This is a genomic window from Frigidibacter oleivorans (assembly GCF_003993775.1).
Classification (GTDB): Bacteria; Pseudomonadota; Alphaproteobacteria; order Rhodobacterales; family Rhodobacteraceae; genus Frigidibacter; species Frigidibacter oleivorans.
In genome coordinates this window covers 473,776-492,121 of sequence record NZ_RJRZ01000001.1, presented here as the reverse complement: position 1 = coordinate 492,121, position 18,346 = coordinate 473,776, and the positions used below count along the sequence as shown (strand labels likewise).

General features: G+C 69.4%; 21 protein-coding genes. 7 read left to right on the top strand and 14 right to left on the bottom strand.

Annotation, left to right across the window (positions count from 1 at the left end; all coding sequences use genetic code 11):
* Positions 1-38: 38 nt before the first annotated feature.
* Positions 39-1,277, bottom strand: a complete 1,239-nt coding sequence (locus EEY80_RS02540; protein ID WP_126975102.1) for a bifunctional folylpolyglutamate synthase/dihydrofolate synthase — start codon at positions 1,275-1,277, stop codon at positions 39-41.
* 46 nt (positions 1,278-1,323) lie between these two features.
* Positions 1,324-2,379, bottom strand: coding sequence for an acetyl-CoA carboxylase, carboxyltransferase subunit beta (accD, locus tag EEY80_RS02535; protein ID WP_126974963.1), 1,056 nt, complete (start codon positions 2,377-2,379; stop codon positions 1,324-1,326).
* A gap of 219 nt (positions 2,380-2,598) precedes the next feature.
* On the opposite strand from accD, the gene EEY80_RS02530 reads away from it, so the two are divergent.
* From EEY80_RS02530 to EEY80_RS02520, 3 genes are all read left to right on the top strand, one after another.
* Positions 2,599-3,240, top strand: coding sequence for a cation transport ATPase (locus EEY80_RS02530; protein WP_126974962.1), 642 nt, complete (start codon positions 2,599-2,601; stop codon positions 3,238-3,240).
* Between the two features lie 194 nt (positions 3,241-3,434).
* Positions 3,435-4,196, top strand: a complete 762-nt coding sequence (locus EEY80_RS02525; RefSeq protein WP_126974961.1) for a DUF6478 family protein — start codon at positions 3,435-3,437, stop codon at positions 4,194-4,196.
* Positions 4,197-4,221: 25 nt separating this feature from the next.
* On the top strand, positions 4,222-4,602 hold the full coding sequence (locus EEY80_RS02520; RefSeq protein WP_126974960.1) for a hypothetical protein: 381 nt from the start codon (positions 4,222-4,224) through the stop codon (positions 4,600-4,602).
* Here the strand turns inward: EEY80_RS02520 and zapE are convergent.
* Both zapE and EEY80_RS02510 read right to left on the bottom strand, forming a co-directional pair.
* Positions 4,599-5,687: a cell division protein ZapE gene (gene zapE, locus EEY80_RS02515; protein ID WP_126974959.1), complete on the bottom strand. Its 1,089-nt coding sequence runs from the start codon at positions 5,685-5,687 to the stop codon at positions 4,599-4,601. The genes EEY80_RS02520 and zapE overlap by 4 nt on opposite strands.
* A gap of 66 nt (positions 5,688-5,753) precedes the next feature.
* On the bottom strand, positions 5,754-6,416 hold the full coding sequence (locus tag EEY80_RS02510) for a VPLPA-CTERM sorting domain-containing protein (protein WP_126974958.1): 663 nt from the start codon (positions 6,414-6,416) through the stop codon (positions 5,754-5,756).
* A 219-nt stretch (positions 6,417-6,635) separates the two neighbouring features.
* On the opposite strand from EEY80_RS02510, the gene EEY80_RS02505 reads away from it, so the two are divergent.
* A complete protein-coding gene (locus tag EEY80_RS02505; RefSeq protein ID WP_126974957.1) occupies positions 6,636-7,880 on the top strand; it encodes an MFS transporter in 1,245 nt (414 codons plus the stop codon).
* Positions 7,881-7,958: 78 nt separating this feature from the next.
* Here EEY80_RS02505 and EEY80_RS02500 read toward each other — a convergent pair whose 3' ends face one another.
* The 6 genes from EEY80_RS02500 to mbfA are packed head-to-tail and all read right to left on the bottom strand — an operon-like array spanning position 7,959 to position 12,770.
* Positions 7,959-8,885, bottom strand: a complete 927-nt coding sequence (locus EEY80_RS02500) for an ornithine cyclodeaminase family protein (protein ID WP_126974956.1) — start codon at positions 8,883-8,885, stop codon at positions 7,959-7,961.
* Entirely contained in the window at positions 8,882-9,502 is a 621-nt protein-coding gene (locus tag EEY80_RS02495; protein WP_126974955.1) for an HAD-IA family hydrolase, read from the bottom strand. The genes EEY80_RS02500 and EEY80_RS02495 overlap by 4 nt, the downstream gene beginning before the upstream one ends.
* A complete protein-coding gene (locus tag EEY80_RS02490) occupies positions 9,499-9,960 on the bottom strand; it encodes a YaiI/YqxD family protein (protein WP_126974954.1) in 462 nt (153 codons plus the stop codon). Before EEY80_RS02490 ends, EEY80_RS02495 begins: the two co-directional genes overlap by 4 nt.
* Positions 9,957-10,787, bottom strand: coding sequence for an S-formylglutathione hydrolase (gene fghA, locus EEY80_RS02485; protein WP_126975101.1), 831 nt, complete (start codon positions 10,785-10,787; stop codon positions 9,957-9,959). The genes EEY80_RS02490 and fghA overlap by 4 nt, the downstream gene beginning before the upstream one ends.
* 26 nt (positions 10,788-10,813) lie before the next feature.
* Positions 10,814-11,740 (bottom strand): AEC family transporter, encoded by a 927-nt coding sequence (locus EEY80_RS02480; protein WP_126975100.1) that lies wholly within the window; start codon positions 11,738-11,740, stop codon positions 10,814-10,816.
* Positions 11,741-11,792: 52 nt separating this feature from the next.
* Positions 11,793-12,770: an iron exporter MbfA gene (mbfA, locus tag EEY80_RS02475; RefSeq protein ID WP_126974953.1), complete on the bottom strand. Its 978-nt coding sequence runs from the start codon at positions 12,768-12,770 to the stop codon at positions 11,793-11,795.
* Positions 12,771-12,918: 148 nt separating this feature from the next.
* Between mbfA and EEY80_RS19970 the strand changes: the two genes are divergently transcribed.
* Both EEY80_RS19970 and EEY80_RS02470 read left to right on the top strand, forming a co-directional pair.
* Positions 12,919-13,074 carry a hypothetical protein gene (locus tag EEY80_RS19970; RefSeq protein ID WP_164738110.1) on the top strand — a complete coding sequence of 52 codons (156 nt, stop codon included), beginning with the start codon at positions 12,919-12,921 and terminating at the stop codon, positions 13,072-13,074.
* Positions 13,075-13,129: 55 nt separating this feature from the next.
* The gene (locus tag EEY80_RS02470; RefSeq protein ID WP_235829684.1) at positions 13,130-13,780 is read left to right on the top strand and encodes a TetR/AcrR family transcriptional regulator; all 651 of its coding nucleotides are present in this window, start codon (positions 13,130-13,132) and stop codon (positions 13,778-13,780) included.
* Between the two features lie 30 nt (positions 13,781-13,810).
* On the opposite strand, the gene EEY80_RS02465 is transcribed toward EEY80_RS02470, so the two are convergent.
* From EEY80_RS02465 to EEY80_RS02455, 3 genes are all read right to left on the bottom strand, one after another.
* On the bottom strand, positions 13,811-14,569 hold the full coding sequence (locus EEY80_RS02465; protein ID WP_126974952.1) for an NYN domain-containing protein: 759 nt from the start codon (positions 14,567-14,569) through the stop codon (positions 13,811-13,813).
* Positions 14,570-14,656: 87 nt separating this feature from the next.
* Positions 14,657-16,105: a sensor domain-containing diguanylate cyclase gene (locus EEY80_RS02460; protein WP_126974951.1), complete on the bottom strand. Its 1,449-nt coding sequence runs from the start codon at positions 16,103-16,105 to the stop codon at positions 14,657-14,659.
* A 144-nt stretch (positions 16,106-16,249) separates the two neighbouring features.
* Positions 16,250-17,380, bottom strand: coding sequence for an S-(hydroxymethyl)glutathione dehydrogenase/class III alcohol dehydrogenase (locus EEY80_RS02455; RefSeq protein ID WP_126974950.1), 1,131 nt, complete (start codon positions 17,378-17,380; stop codon positions 16,250-16,252).
* A 102-nt stretch (positions 17,381-17,482) separates the two neighbouring features.
* Here EEY80_RS02455 and EEY80_RS02450 point away from each other — a divergent pair, with 102 nt between their 5' ends.
* On the top strand, positions 17,483-17,794 hold the full coding sequence (locus EEY80_RS02450) for an I78 family peptidase inhibitor (protein ID WP_235829683.1): 312 nt from the start codon (positions 17,483-17,485) through the stop codon (positions 17,792-17,794).
* A gap of 50 nt (positions 17,795-17,844) precedes the next feature.
* Here EEY80_RS02450 and EEY80_RS02445 read toward each other — a convergent pair whose 3' ends face one another.
* Entirely contained in the window at positions 17,845-18,282 is a 438-nt protein-coding gene (locus EEY80_RS02445) for a c-type cytochrome (protein WP_126974949.1), read from the bottom strand.
* Between the last annotated feature and the right edge of the window lie 64 nt (positions 18,283-18,346).

The window sequence follows — 18,346 nt, the reverse complement described above, 5'->3', positions numbered from 1 at the left end:
CATCTGTGCGCAGGCGGGCCGATCCTGTGCGCCGGGCCTCAGCCATTCTCGCGCAGCACATGGCCGGCGAGGTAGAGCGAACCGCAGATCAGGATGCGCGCGCCCGGTTCCGCGCTGGCAATGCCCGACAGCGCCTCGCGCAGGCTGGCCGCCGTGGCGGCTGCGATGCCCGCGGCACGGGCGGCGGCCTCGGTCGCTTCGGCCGGCAGCGTGTTGGCCTCGCCGGGGATCGAGATCGCGGTCAGGCTGTCGGCATGGGCGGCGAGCGGGCGCAGGTAACCGGCGATGTCCTTGGTGTTGAGCATCCCCACCACCAGATGCGTCGGCCGGCGGGGCATCCGTGCCAGCGTCGCCGCCAGCGCCTCGCCCGCTGCCGGGTTATGCCCGCCGTCGAGCCAGAGTTCAGCCTGCGGCGCCAGATCGACCAGCGGGCCGTGGCGCAGGCGCTGCATCCGCGCCGGCCATTCCGCGCGCGTCACCGCCGCCTCGCAGGCGGCCTCGCCGGCGCCGAGCGCGCGCAGCGCCGCCAGCGCCGCCCCGGCATTGTGGATCTGGTGCGGGCCGGGCAGGTTCGGCAGCGGCAGGTCCAGAAGCCCGGTCTCGTCCTGATAAACCAGCCGGCTGTCCTCTTCCCGCGCATGCCAGTGCTCGCCGAAGGTCAGCAGCGGCGCGCCCAGCCGGGCTGCCTGCCGTTCGATCACCTCCAGCGCCGCTTCCGCCTGCGGGCCGACGATGCAGGGCACGCCCCGCTTCAGGATGCCGGCCTTTTCGCCCGCGATCTCGGCCAGCGTCTCGCCCAGGAACTGCTGGTGGTCGATCGACACCGGGGTGATCACGGTCAGCCGCGGCCGATCCACCACGTTGGTGGCGTCGAGCCGGCCGCCCAGGCCCACCTCCAGCAGCGTCCAGTCCGCCGGGATGCGGGCAAAGGCGAGGAAGGCCGCGCAGGTGGTGATCTCGAAGAAGGTGATCGGGGCGCCGTCATTCGCCTGCCAGCACTCGTCCAGCAGGGCGGTCAGCGCCGCCTCGTCGATCAGCGCGCCCGCGACGCGGATGCGTTCGTGAAAGCGCGCCAGATGCGGCGAGGTATAGGCGTGGACGCGGTCGCCCCGCGCCTCCAGCCCCGCGCGGATCATCGCCTGGGTCGAGCCCTTTCCGTTGGTGCCCGCGACATGGATGACCGGCGGCAGGTCCCGTTCCGGATGGCCGAGCGCCGCCAGCAGCCGCCAGACGCGGTCGAGCGTCAGGTCGATGACCTTGGGATGCAGGGCCATCATCCGCGCGAGGATCGCGTCGGAGCCCGCGGCTGCGGCGGTCACGGGATCAGGCCTTGGCGGGCTTGTCGGCGCCGGGCTTTGCGGCGGGCGGTGCGGCCGCCGGTTCGGCGGGCTTCGCCGCGGCCTTGGCGGGCTCGGGCGCCGTTTCCGGCGCGTCCGGGGCGGGCATCGCTGCCTCGGCCGGGGCATCGGCGGTCGCCGACTCGGCCCGGACCTCGGGCTTCGGCGCCGGCAGGTCGGCGCGGACCGCAGGCGGCTGGCGGGTCAGCATGCGCAGGATCGTCACCAGTTCCTCGCGCAGCTTCTTGCGATGCGTCACCCGGTCCAGCATCCCGTGGTCCAGCAGGTATTCCGCCCGCTGGAAACCTTCGGGCAGCTTTTCCCGGATGGTCTGTTCGATCACGCGGGGGCCGGCAAAGCAGATCAGCGCGTTCGGCTCGGCGATATGGACATCGCCCAGCATCGCATAGGAGGCGGTGACGCCGCCGGTCGTCGGGTGGGTCAGCACCACGACATAGGGCAGCCCCGCCTCGCGCAGCATCTCGACCGCGACGGTGGTGCGCGGCATCTGCATCAGGCTGAGGATGCCCTCCTGCATCCGCGCGCCGCCGGCGGCGGAAAACAGGATCAGCGGCCGCTTCAGTTCGACCGCGCGCTGTGCGGCGGCGACGATGGCGTTGCCGACATACATGCCCATCGACCCGCCCATGAAGGAAAAGTCCTGCGCGGCGCAGACGACGGGGGTGCGGGCGATCTCGCCTTCCGCCACCAGCATCGCTTCCTTCTCGCCGGTCGACTTCTGCGCCGCCCTCATCCGGTCGGGATATTTCTTCTGGTCGCGGAACATCAGCGGGTCGGCAATCGGGTCCGGCACCTTCACTTCCGTAAAGATGCCGCCATCGAACAGCGCGGCAAAGCGCGCCCGCGGCGTGATCGCCATGTGATGGTCGCAGTTGGTGCAGACGTTCAGGTTGTCGGCCAGTTCGCGATGGAACAGCATGGTCCCGCATTCGGGGCACTTGGTCCAAAGGTTCTCGGGCACCTCGCGGCGGGAGAAGAGCGAATTGATCTTCGGCCGCACGTAGTTCGAGATCCAGTTCATCGCGTCGCTCCGGGCGGTTGACTTGGGGCCTTGTGCGGGAACCGAGATAGCGGCGCAGAGGGGGAATTGCAATCGCGCGCGCCGCCGGCGGATGCATTCGCAGCAACAGTCCGGGCCGCGGGGCAGGATCGGGCGACCGGCGGCTTGCCGGGCCGGCGGCGGCTGGCTATGCGCGAGGGAAGGCCGGGCGAGGGCGGATCGGGGCGGGGATTGGCGGCGATGCGGACGGGTGGGGTGGGCGTCGCGCTGCTGGCGCCGGTTCTGGCGCTGGCCCTGGCGGCTGCCGCGCCTGCTGCGGCGCAGCAGGGATCTGCGCCGCTGCGGGTGACGGTGGACGGGCGGGCGGTGGTGGTCACGGGTCCGTCGGGCTATTGCGTCGACCGCGCCGGCTCGGCCGAGGGGCCGGCCGGCGCCTTCGTCCTGCTCGGCAGCTGCGCGGCCCTCGGCGGCGGTCGCGCCCGGCCCGAGGGCACGCCGGCGGTGCTGACCGCATCGGTGACGCCGGGCGGATCGGGCGCCGGGCTGGACGCGACGCAGTTCCCCGCGCTCGCCCGCCACTTCGCGTCCGAGGCCGGCCGCGCCGCGCTCAGCCGCTCGGGCGATGCCGACAGCGTCACGCTGGCCGAGGCGCTGTCTGTGGGCGATGTGCTGTACCTGCGGCTGGTGGACAGGTCGGCGGGCGGGGCGCAACGGGTCGAACCCGAATACTGGCGCGCGATCCTGGTGCTGCGCGGCCGGATGGTCACGCTGTCCGTGCTGTCCCATGCCGACCGTCCCCTGCCGCCCGGGGCGGCCCGCCCGCTGCTGGAGGCTTTCGTGGCCCGGATGCGGGCCGCGAATCCCATCCGCGCCGCGAACTGAGGACTGGTGACAGGGCTGTGGCGGCGCCGGATGTCGCGGGTGCAGAAACCTGTGCGCATTCGGGCTTTGCGGTCCACGCCACGGAAGGTATCAACCGTTTACCGCGACAAGACAAAGTGCCGATTCCCGGTGCCAGCACGGATGCGACATGACCGATACACCCGCTTCGCGTGACGCCGGCCATGAATGACCAGATGGCATCCCTGTTCGACCGGCTGATGCACCGGCGCGTCCTCAGACGCTGGGGCAAGGCCGCGCAGGAGGCCGAGGCGGCGGAACTGGAGACGTTGCGCGCCCTCCGGTCGCGGGCGCGGCAGATGCGCCGCGAACTGGACCGCGTGCTGCATGTGGCCGAGGGGCGGCTGACCCTGCCGGTGATCGGGTCTACCGCGATGCGCAAGCCCCTGGGCACAGACTGGTCCTGGCGGCCGGAACTGTGGTCCGGCCCCGTCTCGCCCGCCGGGCAGGCGGGGGTCGAGACGCGGGCGCGGATCGGCAGCGAGGTGACGGTCTTTCACGACTGCGCCGACAGCGGCCTGACCCTTCGGCAGGTGCGCAATACGCGCGCCGAGGATCTGGCGCCGTTCGGGCTGCGGCTCGACGTGCTGCAGTTCGACGGATCGTTCCTCAGCCTCGCGGTGGACCTGCCCGAGGCGGCGGTGCAGGGGCTGAAGCTGCGCCACGTCATCCGGCTCGACACCGTGATCGAGCGCGAGGCCCCGCTGGAGGTCTTCGCCCGGCTGAACATCAAGCACGGGCCGAACACCGAACAGATCGTGCGGGAACTGCCGCCCTCGGGCGGCGAGACGATGGCGGAATTCGACCTGGCCTATACCCGGATGAACGAGAAGCGGGTCGAACGGGCCTGGGTGGACCTGATCTTCGAGGGGCCGCAGATGAACCAGGTGCTGCTGCGCGACCTGACCTTCAGCCGCCGGCCCCGGGCGGACCTGTAAGCGGGCCGATCTGTAAGGAGGACCGATGTCCGACATCGTGCTGACCAAGACGCGCATCCATGCCGGACGCTGGGAAGGCGTGCTGAAGCTGCCGCAGGGCGCCGCGCCGCCGCGGATCGCCGCCTCGCATCTGGGACAGGATCTGCCGGGGGTGGAGGTGGCGCCCATCGACGACCGCCCCGGGCGCTGGCGGGTGACGGTGCCGATCCCGGCCGAGGCGCTGCAGGACGGGGTGCAGAGCTTCGTCATCCGCGACAGCATCGATGATGGCCTGCTGGCGCAGTTCACCATCGTCACCGGCGTGCCGCTGGAGGATGACATCCGCGCCGAGGTCGATCTGCTGCGCGCGGAACTGGACCTGCTGAAGCGCGCCTTCCGCCGCCACGTCGCCGAAGGGCGCGGCTAGGCCTCTGCGGCACCCCAGCGGGCGTCCTGCATCTCGCGCAGGCGGCTCGCGGTGCGCTCGAACTCGAAGCTGCCCTCGCCCTCGACATAAAGCCGTTCCGGGATCTCGGCCGCCGAGCAGATCAGCCGCACCTTCGCCTCGTACAGCGCGTCGATCAGGGTGACGAAGCGTTTCGCCTCGTTGAAGTTCGAGGCCGACAGCAGCGGGATGCCCTCGAGGATCAGCACCCGGACGGCATCGGCGACCGCCAGATAGTCGGCGGGGCCCAGCGGGCGGGCGCAGAGATCCCAGAAGCTGGCCCGGGCCACGCCGTTGCGGGCGGCGGGCAGCGTGACCTCGCGCCCCTTCACCGTCAGCACCAGTGGCGCGGCCGGCCCGGTCCCCGCCAGTTCCTGCCAGATCGCGTCCAGCGCCCCGGCAGCGCGGGCATCGGCGGGGCAGAAATAGACCTGCGTGCCCGCCAGCCGGTGCTGGCGATAGTCGGTGTCGCTGGCCAGTTCGTGGACGGTCATGTTGCCGCGGATCAGCGCGATGAAGGGCAGGAACAGCGGCCGGTTCAGCCCGTTCTTGTACAGATCCTCGGGCACCCGGTTCGAGGTGGTGACGACCGTCACCCCCAGTTCGAACAGGTACTGGAAGAGCCGGCCCACGATCATCGCATCGGCGATGTCGGTGATCTGCATCTCGTCGAAACACAGAAGCCGGGCCTGTTCCGACACGGCCTGCGCCACCGGGCGGATCGCGTCCTGCACGCCGGTCTTGCGGACCTCGTGCAGCTTGGCCTGGATCTCTTGCATGAAGGCGTGGAAATGCACGCGGCGCTTGGCCGGGATGTCCACCTGTTCCATGAACAGGTCCATCAGCATCGACTTGCCGCGCCCGACCCCGCCCCAGAGGTAGAGACCCCGGACGGCGGCGGGGGACTTGCCCGCGAAGAGGCCGAACAGGCCGCGTTTCGGCGGCGGCGCCTCCAGCGCCTCGCGCACGGTCTGCAACAGGGGCAGCGCCGCGCGTTGGGCCGGGTCGGGACGCAAGGTCCCGTCCCGCACCCGCTGTTCATAGATCTCGGCCAGGGTCGCGCTCATGCGCTTGGGGCTAAGCGCGATGCCGGGCGGATGCAAGCGCGATGCCGCGCCTGCATCCTGTCGCCGTCAGGCGCGGCGGCGGCGCATCAGGCCCAGCCCGGCCAGCGCCCCGCCCAGCAGCAGCGCCGAGGCGGGCAGCGGCACGGGCGCGACGGGGGTGCCGCTGACATGGATGCCGAAGTCGCGCGCCGGGTTCGAGCCGAAGTTGAACAGCCCGTTCTCGTCATAGGCGGCGGTGCCGGGCGTGTCGGTGCCGACATAGCTGTTCGGCCCGGTCGCCACGACCTCGCCACCGCCCAGCGTGCCGGTGCCTTCGAAGACGACGGTGTAGGTGCCCGCGGCCAGCGTGCCGGCCTCGCTGAAATCGAGCGTGGTGTAGGTCGCGTCATAGCGGCTGGTGCCGGTCATCGAGGTTTCGGCGGTGGCGATCACGTCGCCGTCCACGCCCTCGCCATAGACCAGCGACACGGTCATGTCGTAGCTGGTCCCGAAGGTCGAGAAATAGGCGCCGACGCTGAGGTCTTCGTAGTCGCTGTCCAGCGTGAAGCTCTGTCCCACGGGGCCGTAATAGCCCACGTTGAAGAAGCGGATGCCTTCGGGATTGGTGGAATAGGCGAAGGGTTCGCTGTTGGGGCTGGTCGTGTCGAGGATGGTGGCGGCAGAGCCGGCGCCGGCGACGAAGAGGCCGGCCAGCGCAAGCGCCGCGGCCCGGAACAGGTTGAGGGACATGGGAATCTCCGATTTGCGTGTCCCCCGAGCCTGCGGACGGAGTTCAAAACATATACTGCCAACGCGTGATGGTTCTGTAACAATCGTCCCGTCGCCGCCGCGTCACCGTCACGCGGGCGAATTGTCTCCATCACAAACGCAGATTTGACGCGCCGCCGGGTTCGGCGGATGCTGCCGGCCATTTCCCGGCCCGCCGCCTCCCTCCCTCCCGAGTTTCCCATGTCGAAATCCTCCCCCCTGATCACGCCCCTGCTGGTGTCCGCCTGCGTGGTCATCCTGCTGAGCTTTGCCGTCCGCGCCAGTTTCGGCGTGTTCCAGCTGCCCATTGCCAACGAGTTCGGCTGGCCGAGGGCAGAGTTCAGCCTCGCCATCGCCATCCAGAACCTGGCCTGGGGGATTGGGCAGCCGGTCTTCGGCGCCCTGGCCGAACGCTTCGGCGACCGCCGCGCGATCGTCGCAGGCGCGCTGATGTATGCCGCGGGTCTGGTGCTGTCCTCCTTCGCGGTGACGCCGCTGCAGCACCAGCTGCTGGAAATCATCGTGGGCTTCGGCATCGCGGGCACCGGCTTCGGGGTGATCCTCGCGGTGGTGGGCCGGGCGACGAGCGACGAGAACCGCTCGATCTCGCTCGGCATCGCGACGGCGGCGGGATCGGCGGGGCAGGTCTTCGGCGCCCCGGTGGCCGAGGCGCTGCTGCAGGTCTATCCGTGGCAGACGGTGTTCCTGATCTTCGCGGCGGTGGTGCTGGCGACGCTGTTCGCGCTGCCCTTCATGCGGGCGCCGGAACGGGTCAGCCGCGCGCAGCTGGAAGAGAGCATGGGCACGGTGCTGAAACGCGCCTTCACCGATCCGTCCTATGTGCTGATCTTCCTCGGGTTCTTTTCCTGCGGCTATCAGCTGGCCTTCATCACCGCGCATTTCCCCGCCTTCGTGACCGAGATGTGCGGCGCCATCGACCCCTCGGGGATGCTGGCCTCGGTCGGCGTCACCTCGACCTCGGCGCTGGGGGCGGTCGCGATCTCGGTCATCGGGCTGGCCAACATCGTGGGCACCATCACCGCCGGCTGGCTGGGCAAGCGCTATACGAAGAAGTACCTGCTGGCGGCGATCTATACCGGCCGGACGCTGGCGGCGGCGATCTTCATCATCCTGCCGATCACGCCGACCACGGTTCTGGTCTTCTCGGTGGTGATGGGTTCGCTGTGGCTGGCGACGGTGCCGCTGACCTCGGGGCTGGTCGCGCATATCTACGGGCTGCGCTACATGGGCACGCTCTATGGTTTCGTCTTCCTCAGCCATCAGCTGGGCGGGTTCATGGGCGTGTGGCTGGGCGGGCGTCTCTATGACGTCTACGGCAATTACAACGCGGTCTGGTGGATCGGCGTCGCGGTGGGCGCCTTCTCGGCCATCGTGCACCTGCCGGTGCGCGAACGCCCGGCGGGGCCGGTGGCGGTGCCGGCATAGGGGGGCTGTCTGCCCCCTCTTGCGCCTGCGGCGCAATTCACCCCCGAGGATATTTCGGAACAGAAGATGCAGGCGCGGTCAGCGCGCCCGCCAGGCGGCGAGGATGTATTTCGCCGTCATCAGGTCGAGATGCGCGCCGCCGCCGTTCTTGCACAGCGTGATCTCGTCGTCCGACGTCCGGGCGAAGCGGCCCGGGGGCAGGTCGTAGAAATCCCCCAGCACATCGCTTTCCGCGATCACGCCCTCGGCCAGCGGCGTCTTCAGCTCGCCGATATGGTGCAGCGTGGTGGCGCGGGCGTCGACGAAGATCCGGGCGCGGCGCAGGGTGGCATCGTCGGCCTCGCGCATGTCGGGGCGATAGGCGCCGATCAGGTCGAGATGGGTGCCGGGCGAGAGCCATTCGCCCCGGATCACCGGGGCGGAGGACATGGTGGCGGTGGCGATGATCTCGGCCTCGGCCGCCGCCGCGGCCAGATCCGCGGCGGGCCGGATCTCGGCCATGGCGGACAGGTCGCGGGCCATCGCCTCGGCCCCCGCCGGGGTGCGGTTCCAGACGGCGAAGGCCGCGCCGGGGAAGGCGGCGGAATAGGCGGCGACCATCGAGCGGGCGACGCTGCCCGCACCGACGATCAGGATCCGCCGCGCCGACGGCCGGGCGAGGCGGCGCGCGGCCAGAAGCGAGTCGCCCGCCGTCTTCCATTTCGTCACGAGGTGAAAATCGACGATCGCCTCGAGCGTGCCGTCGCTGTCGGAGAAGAGGTTGACCGCGCCGTTGACCATCGGCCGGCCCCGCGCAGGGTTGCCCGGCATCACCGTCGCGCCCTTGATGGCGAGCCCCAGCCCGTCGATCCAGGCGGACCGGGTCAGGAGCGTGTCCTCGCCGCGATAGAGGAAGGTGTCGGCCACCTCGGCGCGCGGCAGCGCATGGCCCGCGGCGATGGCGTCGGTCAGGGCGATCCAGTCCAGCTGTGCCTCGGCCTCGGGGCCAACGATCTCAATGCTCATCCCGCCTCTGCCTCGGTCAGCAGGCCCTCGGCCACCAGCCGCGCGGCCCAGGCGTCGGGGCCATCGAAAAGATGCGTCTGCCAGCCGCGGGCGGCGGCGGCGGCGATATTGTCGGCCCGGTCGTCGGTGAAGAGGAGCGCCCCGGGCGGCAGGCCGCAATCCTGTTCCACCATTTCGTAGATGCGCGCCGAGGGCTTGGTGACGCCCATATGGCCCGAGATATAGGGGCGGTCGAATTCGGTCAGGAACGGGTATTGCGTCTGCGCATAGGCAAAGCTGTGGATGCCGAAATTCGACAGCGCGAAGACCGGCACGCCCTTGCCGCGCAGCGCCCGCAGCAGCCGAAGCGAGCGGTCGATGATCGGCGAGGCCATGTCGATCCAGCGGTCGTGCCACAGCCGGATCTCGTTGGCCCAGTCCGGATGGCGGTCGGCCCAGTCGTAGATCGTTTCGCGGAACAGCGCGCCTGCGTCGATCTCCTCGTTCATGCCGTGCAGGTCCACCTCGGCGAACAGGCGCTTGCGGCGGTCGATGTCCATGATCGTGTCGTAGAAGCGTTCGGGCTGCCATTCGATCAGCACGTTGCCGATGTCGTAGACCACGGCCTTCGGTGTCATGTGCCGTCCTCTTTCATCGCCGCCCGCAGCATCCGGTCGAGCGCGTCGAGGAAACGGGACCGGTCTGCCCTTGTAAAGCCCTTGCCGCCGCCCTGCCGGAACGGGTCGGCGCTGCGCAGGTCGGCCATCAGGTCGCGCATCGCCAGCACGTTGCCGATATTGGCGGCGGTCAGCGGCTCGCCATTCGGTTTCAGCGCCCGCGCCCCCGCCTCGACGCAGCGGGCGGCAAGAGGGATGTCCGAGGTCACGACGATGTCGCCCGGCCCGGCATGGTCGGCGATCCAGCGGTCCGCCTCGTCCAGCCCCTGACCGACGAAGATCGTCTCGGCCAGCGGATGCGGCGAGGGGCGGATGCCGCCATTGGCGACATAGATCACCCGCACCCCCAGACGTTCCGCCACGCGCAGGCATTCGTCCTTGACCGGGCAGGCATCGGCATCGACGTAGAGCCGCGTCACGCGTGCAGCGCCTCGGCATGGAAGGCCATATGGTCGCCCATGAAGGTCGAGACGAAGAAATAGCTGTGGTCATAGCCGGGCTGCATGCGGAACTGGCCGGGCTGGCGGCGGGCCATCATCGCCTCGGCCAGCGCCTCGGGGCGCAGCAGGTTCAGGAACTGGTCCTTGGCGCCCTGATCCACCAGCATCGGCCCGTCGAAGCCCACCGCCCGCATCCGCAGCGTCGCGTCATGGTCGGCCCACAGGCTTTCATCCGGGCCGAGATAGGCCGCGAACTGCTTGCGCCCCCAGTCCGAGGCCGTGGGGTTGGCGATGGGCGCGAAGGCCGATACGGCGCGGAACCGCCCCGGCAGCCGCATCGCCAGCGTCAGCGCGCCATGCCCGCCCATCGAGTGCCCGGTAATCGACTGGCGGTCGTCATCGACCTCGAACGTGGCGGTGACGAGGCGCGGCAGTTCGTCGGCCACATAGTCCCACATGCGGAAATGCGGCGCCCAGGGGGCCTCGGTGGCGTTGACATAGAAGCCCGCGCCTTGCCCGAGGTCATAGGCCGCGTCATCGGCCACGCCCTCGCCGCGGGGCGATGTGTCGGGGAAGATCACGCCCAGCCCGAATTCCGCCGCCCATTGCTGTGCGCCGGCCTTGGTCATGGCGTTTTCGTGGGTGCAGGTCAGCCCGGACAGGTACCAGACCAGCGGCACGGGCCGGTCCTCGGCCTCGCGCGGCAGGAACAGGCCAAAGGTCATCTCGCAGCCGCAGGCGTCCGAGTCATGGGCATAGACCCCCTGCACGCCGCCGAAGCACTTGTTTTCCGCGATGGTCCGCATCGGTTCCTCCGTCATGGATCTGCCCCTCAGGGGCCGAGATGGGCGATCACGGCGGGCAGCGTCAGGATGCTCGCCGCGGTCGAGATCAGGATGGCCGCAGAGACGCGGCGTTCGGCCAGCCGGAAGTGGCTGGCGAGGATATAGACATTGCCCGCGACCGGCAGCGCGGCGGCGGCGACCATCACGCCGGCCGCGAAGGGATCGACGGCGAAGGCCCATGCCGCCACCCCCACCGCCAGCGGGTGCAGCGCCAGCTTGGCCGCCGACAGCCAGATCGCCGGCCCGGGCCGTTCCGCCCCCCGCCGGGCGGCCAGCGAGGCGCCGATGGCGAACAGCGCGCCGGGCGTCGCCGCCGCGCCGAGCAGGGTCAGGAATTCGTCCGCGGGCGCGGGCATCGGCAGGTCGGCCGCGGACCATGCCAGACCGGCCGCCATCGACATGATCATCGGGTTGCGGGCCAGCCCCTTGGCCAGCGCCCCGGCCAGCGCCGGCGAGACCCGTCCCTGCCGCACCGCCGCAACGATCAGGGTGATGAGCGAGGAGAACACGATCATGTCCACCGTCAGCACCATCAGCACCGGCCCCGCCGCCGCCGCGCCGAGCAGCACCACCAGCATCGGCACGCCGAGGAAGCCGGTATTGCCGCTGACGGCGGCATGCGCCTCCATCGCGGCGGGGGCCAGCGGCTCGCCCCGCGCCCGGCCGATGCAGAAGACCAGCCCCCACAGCAGCCCCGAGCCCGTCAGATAGGCCGCGACAAAGGCCGGATCGAAGAGCTCGGCCAGCGACAGGGTCGCGGCGAAGCGGAACAGCATCGCCGACAGCGCGAAGTAGAAGACGAAGCGCGTGAGCCAGGTCGTCGCCTCCTCGGGGAAGACGCGCAGCCGGCCCGCGGCCCAGCCGAGACCGATCAGGCCGAAGAACGGCAGCGTCTTGAGGAAGATGGCCAGCATGTTGCGCAAGGCCTATCATGCTGCACCGCCGCAGGCCAGCGGTCGCGCCGGGCTAGCCCGCGCCGATCAGCGCCCCCGCCGCGAAGACCAGCGCGCCCCCCAGCACCACCTGGAAAGTCGCGCGCAGGAAGGGCGTCTGCATGAAACGGTTCTGGATCCAGACGATGGCCCACAGCTCGATGAAGACCACCGCGATGGCCAGCAGCGTCGCCGTCCAGAACTGCGGGATCAGATAGGGCAGGGCATGGCCCAGACCCCCCGCCGCCGTCATTACGCCCGAAGCGAGCCCGCGCTTCCACGGGCTGCCGCGCCCGGACAGCACGCCGTCGTCATGCGCTGCCTCGGTGAAGCCCATCGAGATGCCGGCACCGACCGAGGCCGCCAGCCCCACCAGCAGCGTCGTATGCGGGTCGCGGGTGGCGAAGGCGGTGGCGAAGATCGGCGCGAGGGTCGAGACCGATCCGTCCATCAGCCCGGCCAGACCCGGCTGCACCCAGGTCAGCACGAACTGGCGGCGGGCGGCACGATCCTCGTCGGCGCGCACAGGGTCGGGCAGGCTGTCGGCCGCCAGCGCCGCGGCACGGCTGCCATGGGCGGATTCGGCCGCCGCCAGATCGCCGAGCAGCCGCCGGGTGGCGGCATCGCGGGTGCGGGCGGTGGCGGCGAGGTAGAAGCGTTCGGCATCCCGCTCCATCGTCTCGGCCTCGGCACGGATGCGGTCGAGCCCGAGAGTCTCGATCAGCCAGACGGGGCGGCGGGCATAATAGCCCGCGACATGTTCGCGGCGGATCAGCGGGATCGTGTCGCCGAACCGGCTGCGGAACAGGTCGATCAACCGCTGGCGATGGCCGTCTTCCTCGGCCGCCATACCCTCGAAGATCGCGGCCGTCGCCGGATAGTCGCCGCGCAGCCGGTCGGCATAGCTGCGATAGATGCGGGCATCGTCCTCTTCGGACGAGATCGCGAGCGCGAGGATTTCGCGCTCGCTCAGATCGGCAAAGCGGTGGCGGCCGGAGGGCATCGAGAACATGACGGGATCCGTTCTTTAGAATGCTTCTAAATATATCCGGAGCAGGGCGAAGATCAAACGCGGAAAATGAACAGGTCAGTTCAAAATCCGCTTGTAATCTGAACCAATCGGTTTAGATTTGGCGCATCACCCACCAAGGAGTCGCATCATGCCCCGTCTTCCGCTGCTTGTCGCCGCCCTCGCCCTGACCGCCGCGCCCGCCTTTGCCGGTGGCTTCGGCTTCGATCTGCCGCATCTGCAATTCCCGTCCGAGCCGGTCGTCAGCACCCAGTCCACCGCCCTGCCGGCAGCGCCGTCGCGTTGAGCCGCGGTCCGGCCTGTCTTGCCCCGCGCCCGAGCGGCGGGCTATGATCGCCCCCATGGACGCGAGGCGCATGGACGACCGGCAGGGCAGCATCAGGAAAGGGCGGAAGTTCGACCAGGTGCTGGACGGCGCCCGCACGATCTTTCTGCGCGACGGTTTCGAAGGCGCCAGCGTCGATGACATCGCGCGCGAGGCCGGGGTGTCGAAGGCGACGCTCTACGCCTATTTCCCCGACAAGCGTCTGCTGTTCATGGAGGTGGCGAAGGGCGAATGCGCCCGGCAGGCCGACGAGGCGCTGCAGGTGCTGGACCTCACCGCCCCGCCCGAAGTTGTGCTGCGCGGCGCGGCCGAACGCATCGTGGCGTTCCTGTCTTCCGACTTCGGGCAGAAGATGTTCCGCATCTGCGTGGCCGAAAGCGACCGTTTCCCCGCGCTCGGGCAGGAATTCTACCAGTCCGGGCCGCTGCTGGTGCGGGAACGGCTGGCGGATTACCTGCGCCTTGCCGTGGGGCGGGGCGAGCTGGCCATCGACGATATCGACCTGGCCGCCGACCAGTTCGCGGAACTGTGCAAGGCGGACCTGCATGCGCGGCTGATCTTCGGCATCGCGGCCGAGGCGACGGCGCGCGATGCCCGCCGCACCATCGACGGCGCGGTGGAGATGTTCATGGCGCGCTATGGCATGGCAGCGCGGAAGCTGGCCTGAGGCGGCTGCCAGCTCTGGCCTGACGTCAGATCAGGCCAGATCGCGCGCCAGCAGGGTGTTGCCCGGTCCCTGCTTCACCTCGAACCGCCCGGTCTTGCGCACGAGGTCGCTGAACTTCGACACGCCATAGGTGCGCACGTCGAAATCGGGGTTGGCCTGGGTGATGAACTGGCCGATGGGACCCAGCGAATACCATTCGCCGTCGGGGTCGATGGCCCGCATCGCCGCCACGATCAGCGGGATCGCCTGCGTGGGCGGCTCCTTGCCGCGGCGCGCGGGCTCCGGCGTGCGGGCTGTGCCGGCGGGTTCCGGCAGCGACGGCTCGCCGCCCTCGGCGGGCGCATCGTCCGCCCCCAGGTTCTCGACATAGATGAACCGCTTGCAGGCCATGCGGAAGGCCTCGGGCGTCTTCTTTTCGCCGATGCCATAGACGTCGAGCCCCTGTTCGCGGATGCGCGCGGCCAGCCGGGTGAAGTCGCTGTCCGACGACACCAGGACGAAGCCGTCGAACAGGCCCGAATGCAGGAAGTCCATCGCCGCGATCACCAGCCCGATGTCCGAGGCGTTCTTGCCCTTGGTGTTGGAAAACTGCTGGTCCGCCACCAGCCCGAGCGCCGCGACCTTTTCGGCCCATTTGTTCAGCCGCACCGCCGACCAGTCGCCATAGATGCGCCGCACGCTGGCCTCGCCGAGGCTTGCCACCTCGTCGAAGATCGCGCCGGCATAGTGGGCGGGCACGTTGTCGGCGTCGATCAGGACGCAAAGGCGGGGCGAGCGGGGTTCTGGCATGGGCGGTCCTTCCGGTTTCCCCGGTCTTGCCCGAAAACGCGCCGCAGCGAAAGGCCGGCAGTGGCGTCGCCGGCCGCCGGGCGCCGCTCAGCCGCCGGCGCGTTCGGCGTAGTACTTGCGCTTGTGCGCATACATCGCCTGATCGGCCCGGCGGATCGTCGCCTCCACCGGCTCGCCATCGGTGCCGGTCGCCGCCCCGATCGCGATGCTGAGCGGCAGGGTCGAGTAGTAGCGGTTGTTGATGTCGAGCAGCCGCAGGACGTTGTCGACCATTGCCTCTGCCTCGACCGCGGCACCGCGGGGGATGACGATGGCGAATTCGTCGCCGCCGATGCGCGCGACATGCGCCTCGTCCCCCGCCGCCTCCTTCAGCACCTCGCCGGTCCGGCGCAGCAGCGCGTCGCCGGCATCGTGGCCCAGTTCGTCATTCACCGCCTTCAACCCGTTCAGGTCGATCATCACGGCCGAGACGGGGCTGATCTGCTGCCGGTCCAGCCGGTTGATCAGGTCGATGTAGTGCGCCCGGTTGTTCAGGCCGGTCAGCACGTCGTGGCGGCCGAGATAGGCGAGATAGGCCTCGGCCTTCTTGCGCGCGGTGATGTCGGTCAGCGAGATCAGCACCTGCCGCCAGTCCCGCTCGTGGCCCGGCAGCACGGCGAAATGCATGATGACCACCCGCTCGCTGCCATCCAGCGCGTAGTTCACCACCTCGCGGCTGTGATGCAGGTGGCCTTGCCACAGCTCGATCAGCTGTTCGCGGAAATGCACCTCCATGTCGTCGCGGAACACTTCGCCCAGTCGGGAACAGAGCGTGTCGCGGTCGGGGGCGCAGAACATCTGCAGCGTCGCCTCGTTCACGTCCAGCACCCGGATCTCGCCCATGCACTGGCGCACGAATTCGCCATGCACATCGGTGAAGACCCGCAGATCCTGAATGCCCCGCAGGCGCAGATCTTCCAGCATCTCGCGGATGCGGCTGAAATCCTCGACCCACAGCGAGACGGGCGAATAGGCGAAGACGCCCTCGGCATAAAGCCGGCTCGCCTCGGCCTCGCGGCGGGCGGTTTCGCGGTCGGTCACGTCCTCGGCGGTCAGCAGCACCCGGGCCAGCGTCGCCTCGTGGCCCGGCAGCACCGCGCCGCGCAGGCGGATGTCCAGCCGGCGCCCGCCCAGCGTGTAGTTGACGGCGAGGCTGTCGAACTGCTGCTGCCCGTCCCACAGCTGCACCAGTTCGCCCACATGGGTTTCCAGCATGTCGTCGCGGAAGACCTTGTCGAGATTGGCCTCCAGATGCGCCAGATCGCGCGCCTCGAACAGGTCGAGCGTGCGGCGGTTGACCCGCAGCACCCGGATCAGGCGCGAACAGTCGGCGACGCGGGACAGGTCTTCGGTCAGGTAGGCACGCAGGTCGGTAATGCCATCGGCTCGCCATTCGTCGAACTGCCGGGCGACCGCGCTGTAATCCTCCAGCCACATGGAAACGGGGGCGAGGTCGAAGACGTCTTCATCCCCCGCCGAGGTCAGGCGTGGCGGCATCGCGGCATTCCCCTTCTGCGTTAGTATCGTCTTACCCCTAAGTTGTAGCCGGGGTATAGAATTTTTACCCGCCGAGGCAAGGGAAAGCGCCGCCGCAGTGGCCGCGGCGACGCGTTTCGGTCAATGCGTGCCGACGAAAGCGCCTCAGAACACCACGACGCTGCGGATCGACTTGCCCTGATGCATCAGGTCGAAACCCGTATTGATCTCGTCCAGCGTCAGGCGATGGGTGATCATCGGGTCGATCTCGATCTTGCCCTGCATGTACCAGTCGACGATCTGCGGCACGTCGGTGCGGCCGCGCGCGCCGCCGAAGGCGGTGCCCTTCCAGACGCGGCCCGTCACCAGCTGGAACGGGCGGGTCTGGATTTCCGCCCCCGCCGGGGCCACGCCGATCACCACGCTGACGCCCCAGCCGCGATGGGTGCATTCCAGCGCGTCGCGCATCACCTTGACGTTGCCGGTGCAGTCGAAGCTGTAATCCGCCCCGCCGATCTGGTCGAAGGGCGTCTTCGTCATGTTGACGATATGCTGGACGACGCTGCCCTCCACCGCCTTCGGGTTGACGAAATGGGTCATGCCGAAGCGTTCGCCCCATTCCTTCTTGTCGTCGTTCAGGTCGACGCCGATGATCATGTCGGCGCCCGCCATCTTCAGGCCCTGGATCACGTTCAGCCCGATCCCGCCCAGACCGAAGACCACGGCCTTGGCGCCGATCTCGACCTTGGCGGTGTTGATCACCGCGCCGATGCCGGTGGTGACGCCGCAGCCGATATAGCAGATCGTGTCGAAGGGCGCGGTCGGGTCCACCTTGGCCAGCGCGATTTCCGGCAGCACGGTGTGGTTGGCGAAGGTCGAGCAGCCCATGTAGTGATGGATCGGGGTGCCATCGAGCATGGAAAACCGCGTGGTCCCGTCCGGCATCAGCCCCTGGCCCTGGGTGGACCGGATCGCGGTGCAGAGATTGGTCTTGCGGCTGAGGCAGGAAGGGCATTCGCGGCATTCGGGGGTGTAGAGCGGGATCACGTGGTCGCCCGGCTTCAGCGAGGTCACGCCCTCGCCGACCTCGACCACGACGCCCGCGCCCTCATGCCCCAGGATCGCCGGGAAGATGCCTTCCGGGTCCGCGCCCGACAGGGTGAATTCGTCGGTGTGGCAGATACCCGTGGCCTTGATTTCGACCAGAACCTCGCCCTTCTTCGGGCCTTCGAGGTTCACCTCCATGATTTCCAGCGGCTTGCCGGGGGCGACGGCGACGGCGGCGCGCGTTCTCATGTCTGTGACTCCCTCTTCTGTGTCCGGGCTGCTACTCGTGGCGGGGCGGAGGTTGTGCGAAACCGCGCGATCTTGCAACGGGCAACGGAGGAGGAGCGAAGGATGGTGGACATTATCGGCCGGCGTCGCGTGGGCCGGGATCTCGGCCTTGGCGGGGCGGCGCTGCTGGGTCTGGTCGCCTGCATGCCCGAAGGCGGGGCGGGGGGTGGCACGCCGCCCATGGAGGATGCCTGCGGCGCCGCGGGTCTGCAGCAGATGGTGGGCCAGCCGGCCAGCGCGCTGGACACCATGCGCTTCGCGCAGCCGATGCGCGTGATCCGGCCCGGGCAGGCGGTGACCATGGATTACAATGTCGAGCGTCTGAACTTCGCCGTGGGCGAGGACGGACGCATCACCCGCGTCTATTGCGGCTGAGGCCGGGGCAGGGCGCGCGCACAGGATCGCGCGCGCCCCGGTCGACCCCGTCACATGCGATAGGGCGTGTGGCATTCGCGGCAGACGCCGCCCACCGCGCCCATCCCGGCCTTCACGCCATCGAGGCTGCCGGTGTCGATGCCTTCGGCCGCGGTCTGCAGCATCTGCGCCTTGGCGACGAAATCGTCCCAGTTCGTCCAGATCTCCGGCCTCGCCTCGGACACCGGGTCGGTTTCCTGCGGCTCGAACCGGGCGGGAATCTGCGCGGCGGCCTCGGCCAGCGCCGCCTTTGCCGTCTCGGCCCTGGCCGCATCGAACGGCGCCTTGCCCGAGGCCATGTCGCCCAGCGTCCCGGTGTTTACCCGGATCACGCCCATCAGGTCGATGCGTTCCTTGACGACGGGATTGCTGGCCGTGTCCTGGGCCGAGGCGATGCCGGCGGCGAGGATGATGAGGGCGGCGCCGATGTGGCGGGTCTTGACGATCACGACTTGCTCCTTGCTGGTTGGGACGGTCAGGGAACCATAGGCATGTTTATGTCACTGCCGCGAA

Coding starts and splice junctions, on each gene's coding strand:
- EEY80_RS02460 (WP_126974951.1), bottom strand. CDS start 16,105: ATGCCGCCACGCCTGACCTCGGCGGGGGATGAAGACGTCTTCGACCTC.
- zapE (WP_126974959.1), bottom strand. CDS start 5,687: ATGAGCGCGACCCTGGCCGAGATCTATGAACAGCGGGTGCGGGACGGG.
- EEY80_RS02470 (WP_235829684.1), top strand. CDS start 13,130: ATGGACGCGAGGCGCATGGACGACCGGCAGGGCAGCATCAGGAAAGGG.
- EEY80_RS02480 (WP_126975100.1), bottom strand. CDS start 11,740: ATGCTGGCCATCTTCCTCAAGACGCTGCCGTTCTTCGGCCTGATCGGT.
- EEY80_RS19970 (WP_164738110.1), top strand. CDS start 12,919: ATGCCCCGTCTTCCGCTGCTTGTCGCCGCCCTCGCCCTGACCGCCGCG.
- EEY80_RS02525 (WP_126974961.1), top strand. CDS start 3,435: ATGGCATCCCTGTTCGACCGGCTGATGCACCGGCGCGTCCTCAGACGC.
- EEY80_RS02500 (WP_126974956.1), bottom strand. CDS start 8,885: ATGAGCATTGAGATCGTTGGCCCCGAGGCCGAGGCACAGCTGGACTGG.
- EEY80_RS02495 (WP_126974955.1), bottom strand. CDS start 9,502: ATGACACCGAAGGCCGTGGTCTACGACATCGGCAACGTGCTGATCGAA.
- EEY80_RS02520 (WP_126974960.1), top strand. CDS start 4,222: ATGTCCGACATCGTGCTGACCAAGACGCGCATCCATGCCGGACGCTGG.
- mbfA (WP_126974953.1), bottom strand. CDS start 12,770: ATGTTCTCGATGCCCTCCGGCCGCCACCGCTTTGCCGATCTGAGCGAG.
- EEY80_RS02510 (WP_126974958.1), bottom strand. CDS start 6,416: ATGTCCCTCAACCTGTTCCGGGCCGCGGCGCTTGCGCTGGCCGGCCTC.
- EEY80_RS02450 (WP_235829683.1), top strand. CDS start 17,483: ATGGTGGACATTATCGGCCGGCGTCGCGTGGGCCGGGATCTCGGCCTT.
- EEY80_RS02455 (WP_126974950.1), bottom strand. CDS start 17,380: ATGAGAACGCGCGCCGCCGTCGCCGTCGCCCCCGGCAAGCCGCTGGAA.
- EEY80_RS02505 (WP_126974957.1), top strand. CDS start 6,636: ATGTCGAAATCCTCCCCCCTGATCACGCCCCTGCTGGTGTCCGCCTGC.
- EEY80_RS02530 (WP_126974962.1), top strand. CDS start 2,599: ATGCGGACGGGTGGGGTGGGCGTCGCGCTGCTGGCGCCGGTTCTGGCG.
- EEY80_RS02465 (WP_126974952.1), bottom strand. CDS start 14,569: ATGCCAGAACCCCGCTCGCCCCGCCTTTGCGTCCTGATCGACGCCGAC.
- EEY80_RS02540 (WP_126975102.1), bottom strand. CDS start 1,277: ATGATGGCCCTGCATCCCAAGGTCATCGACCTGACGCTCGACCGCGTC.
- accD (WP_126974963.1), bottom strand. CDS start 2,379: ATGAACTGGATCTCGAACTACGTGCGGCCGAAGATCAATTCGCTCTTC.
- fghA (WP_126975101.1), bottom strand. CDS start 10,787: ATGCGGACCATCGCGGAAAACAAGTGCTTCGGCGGCGTGCAGGGGGTC.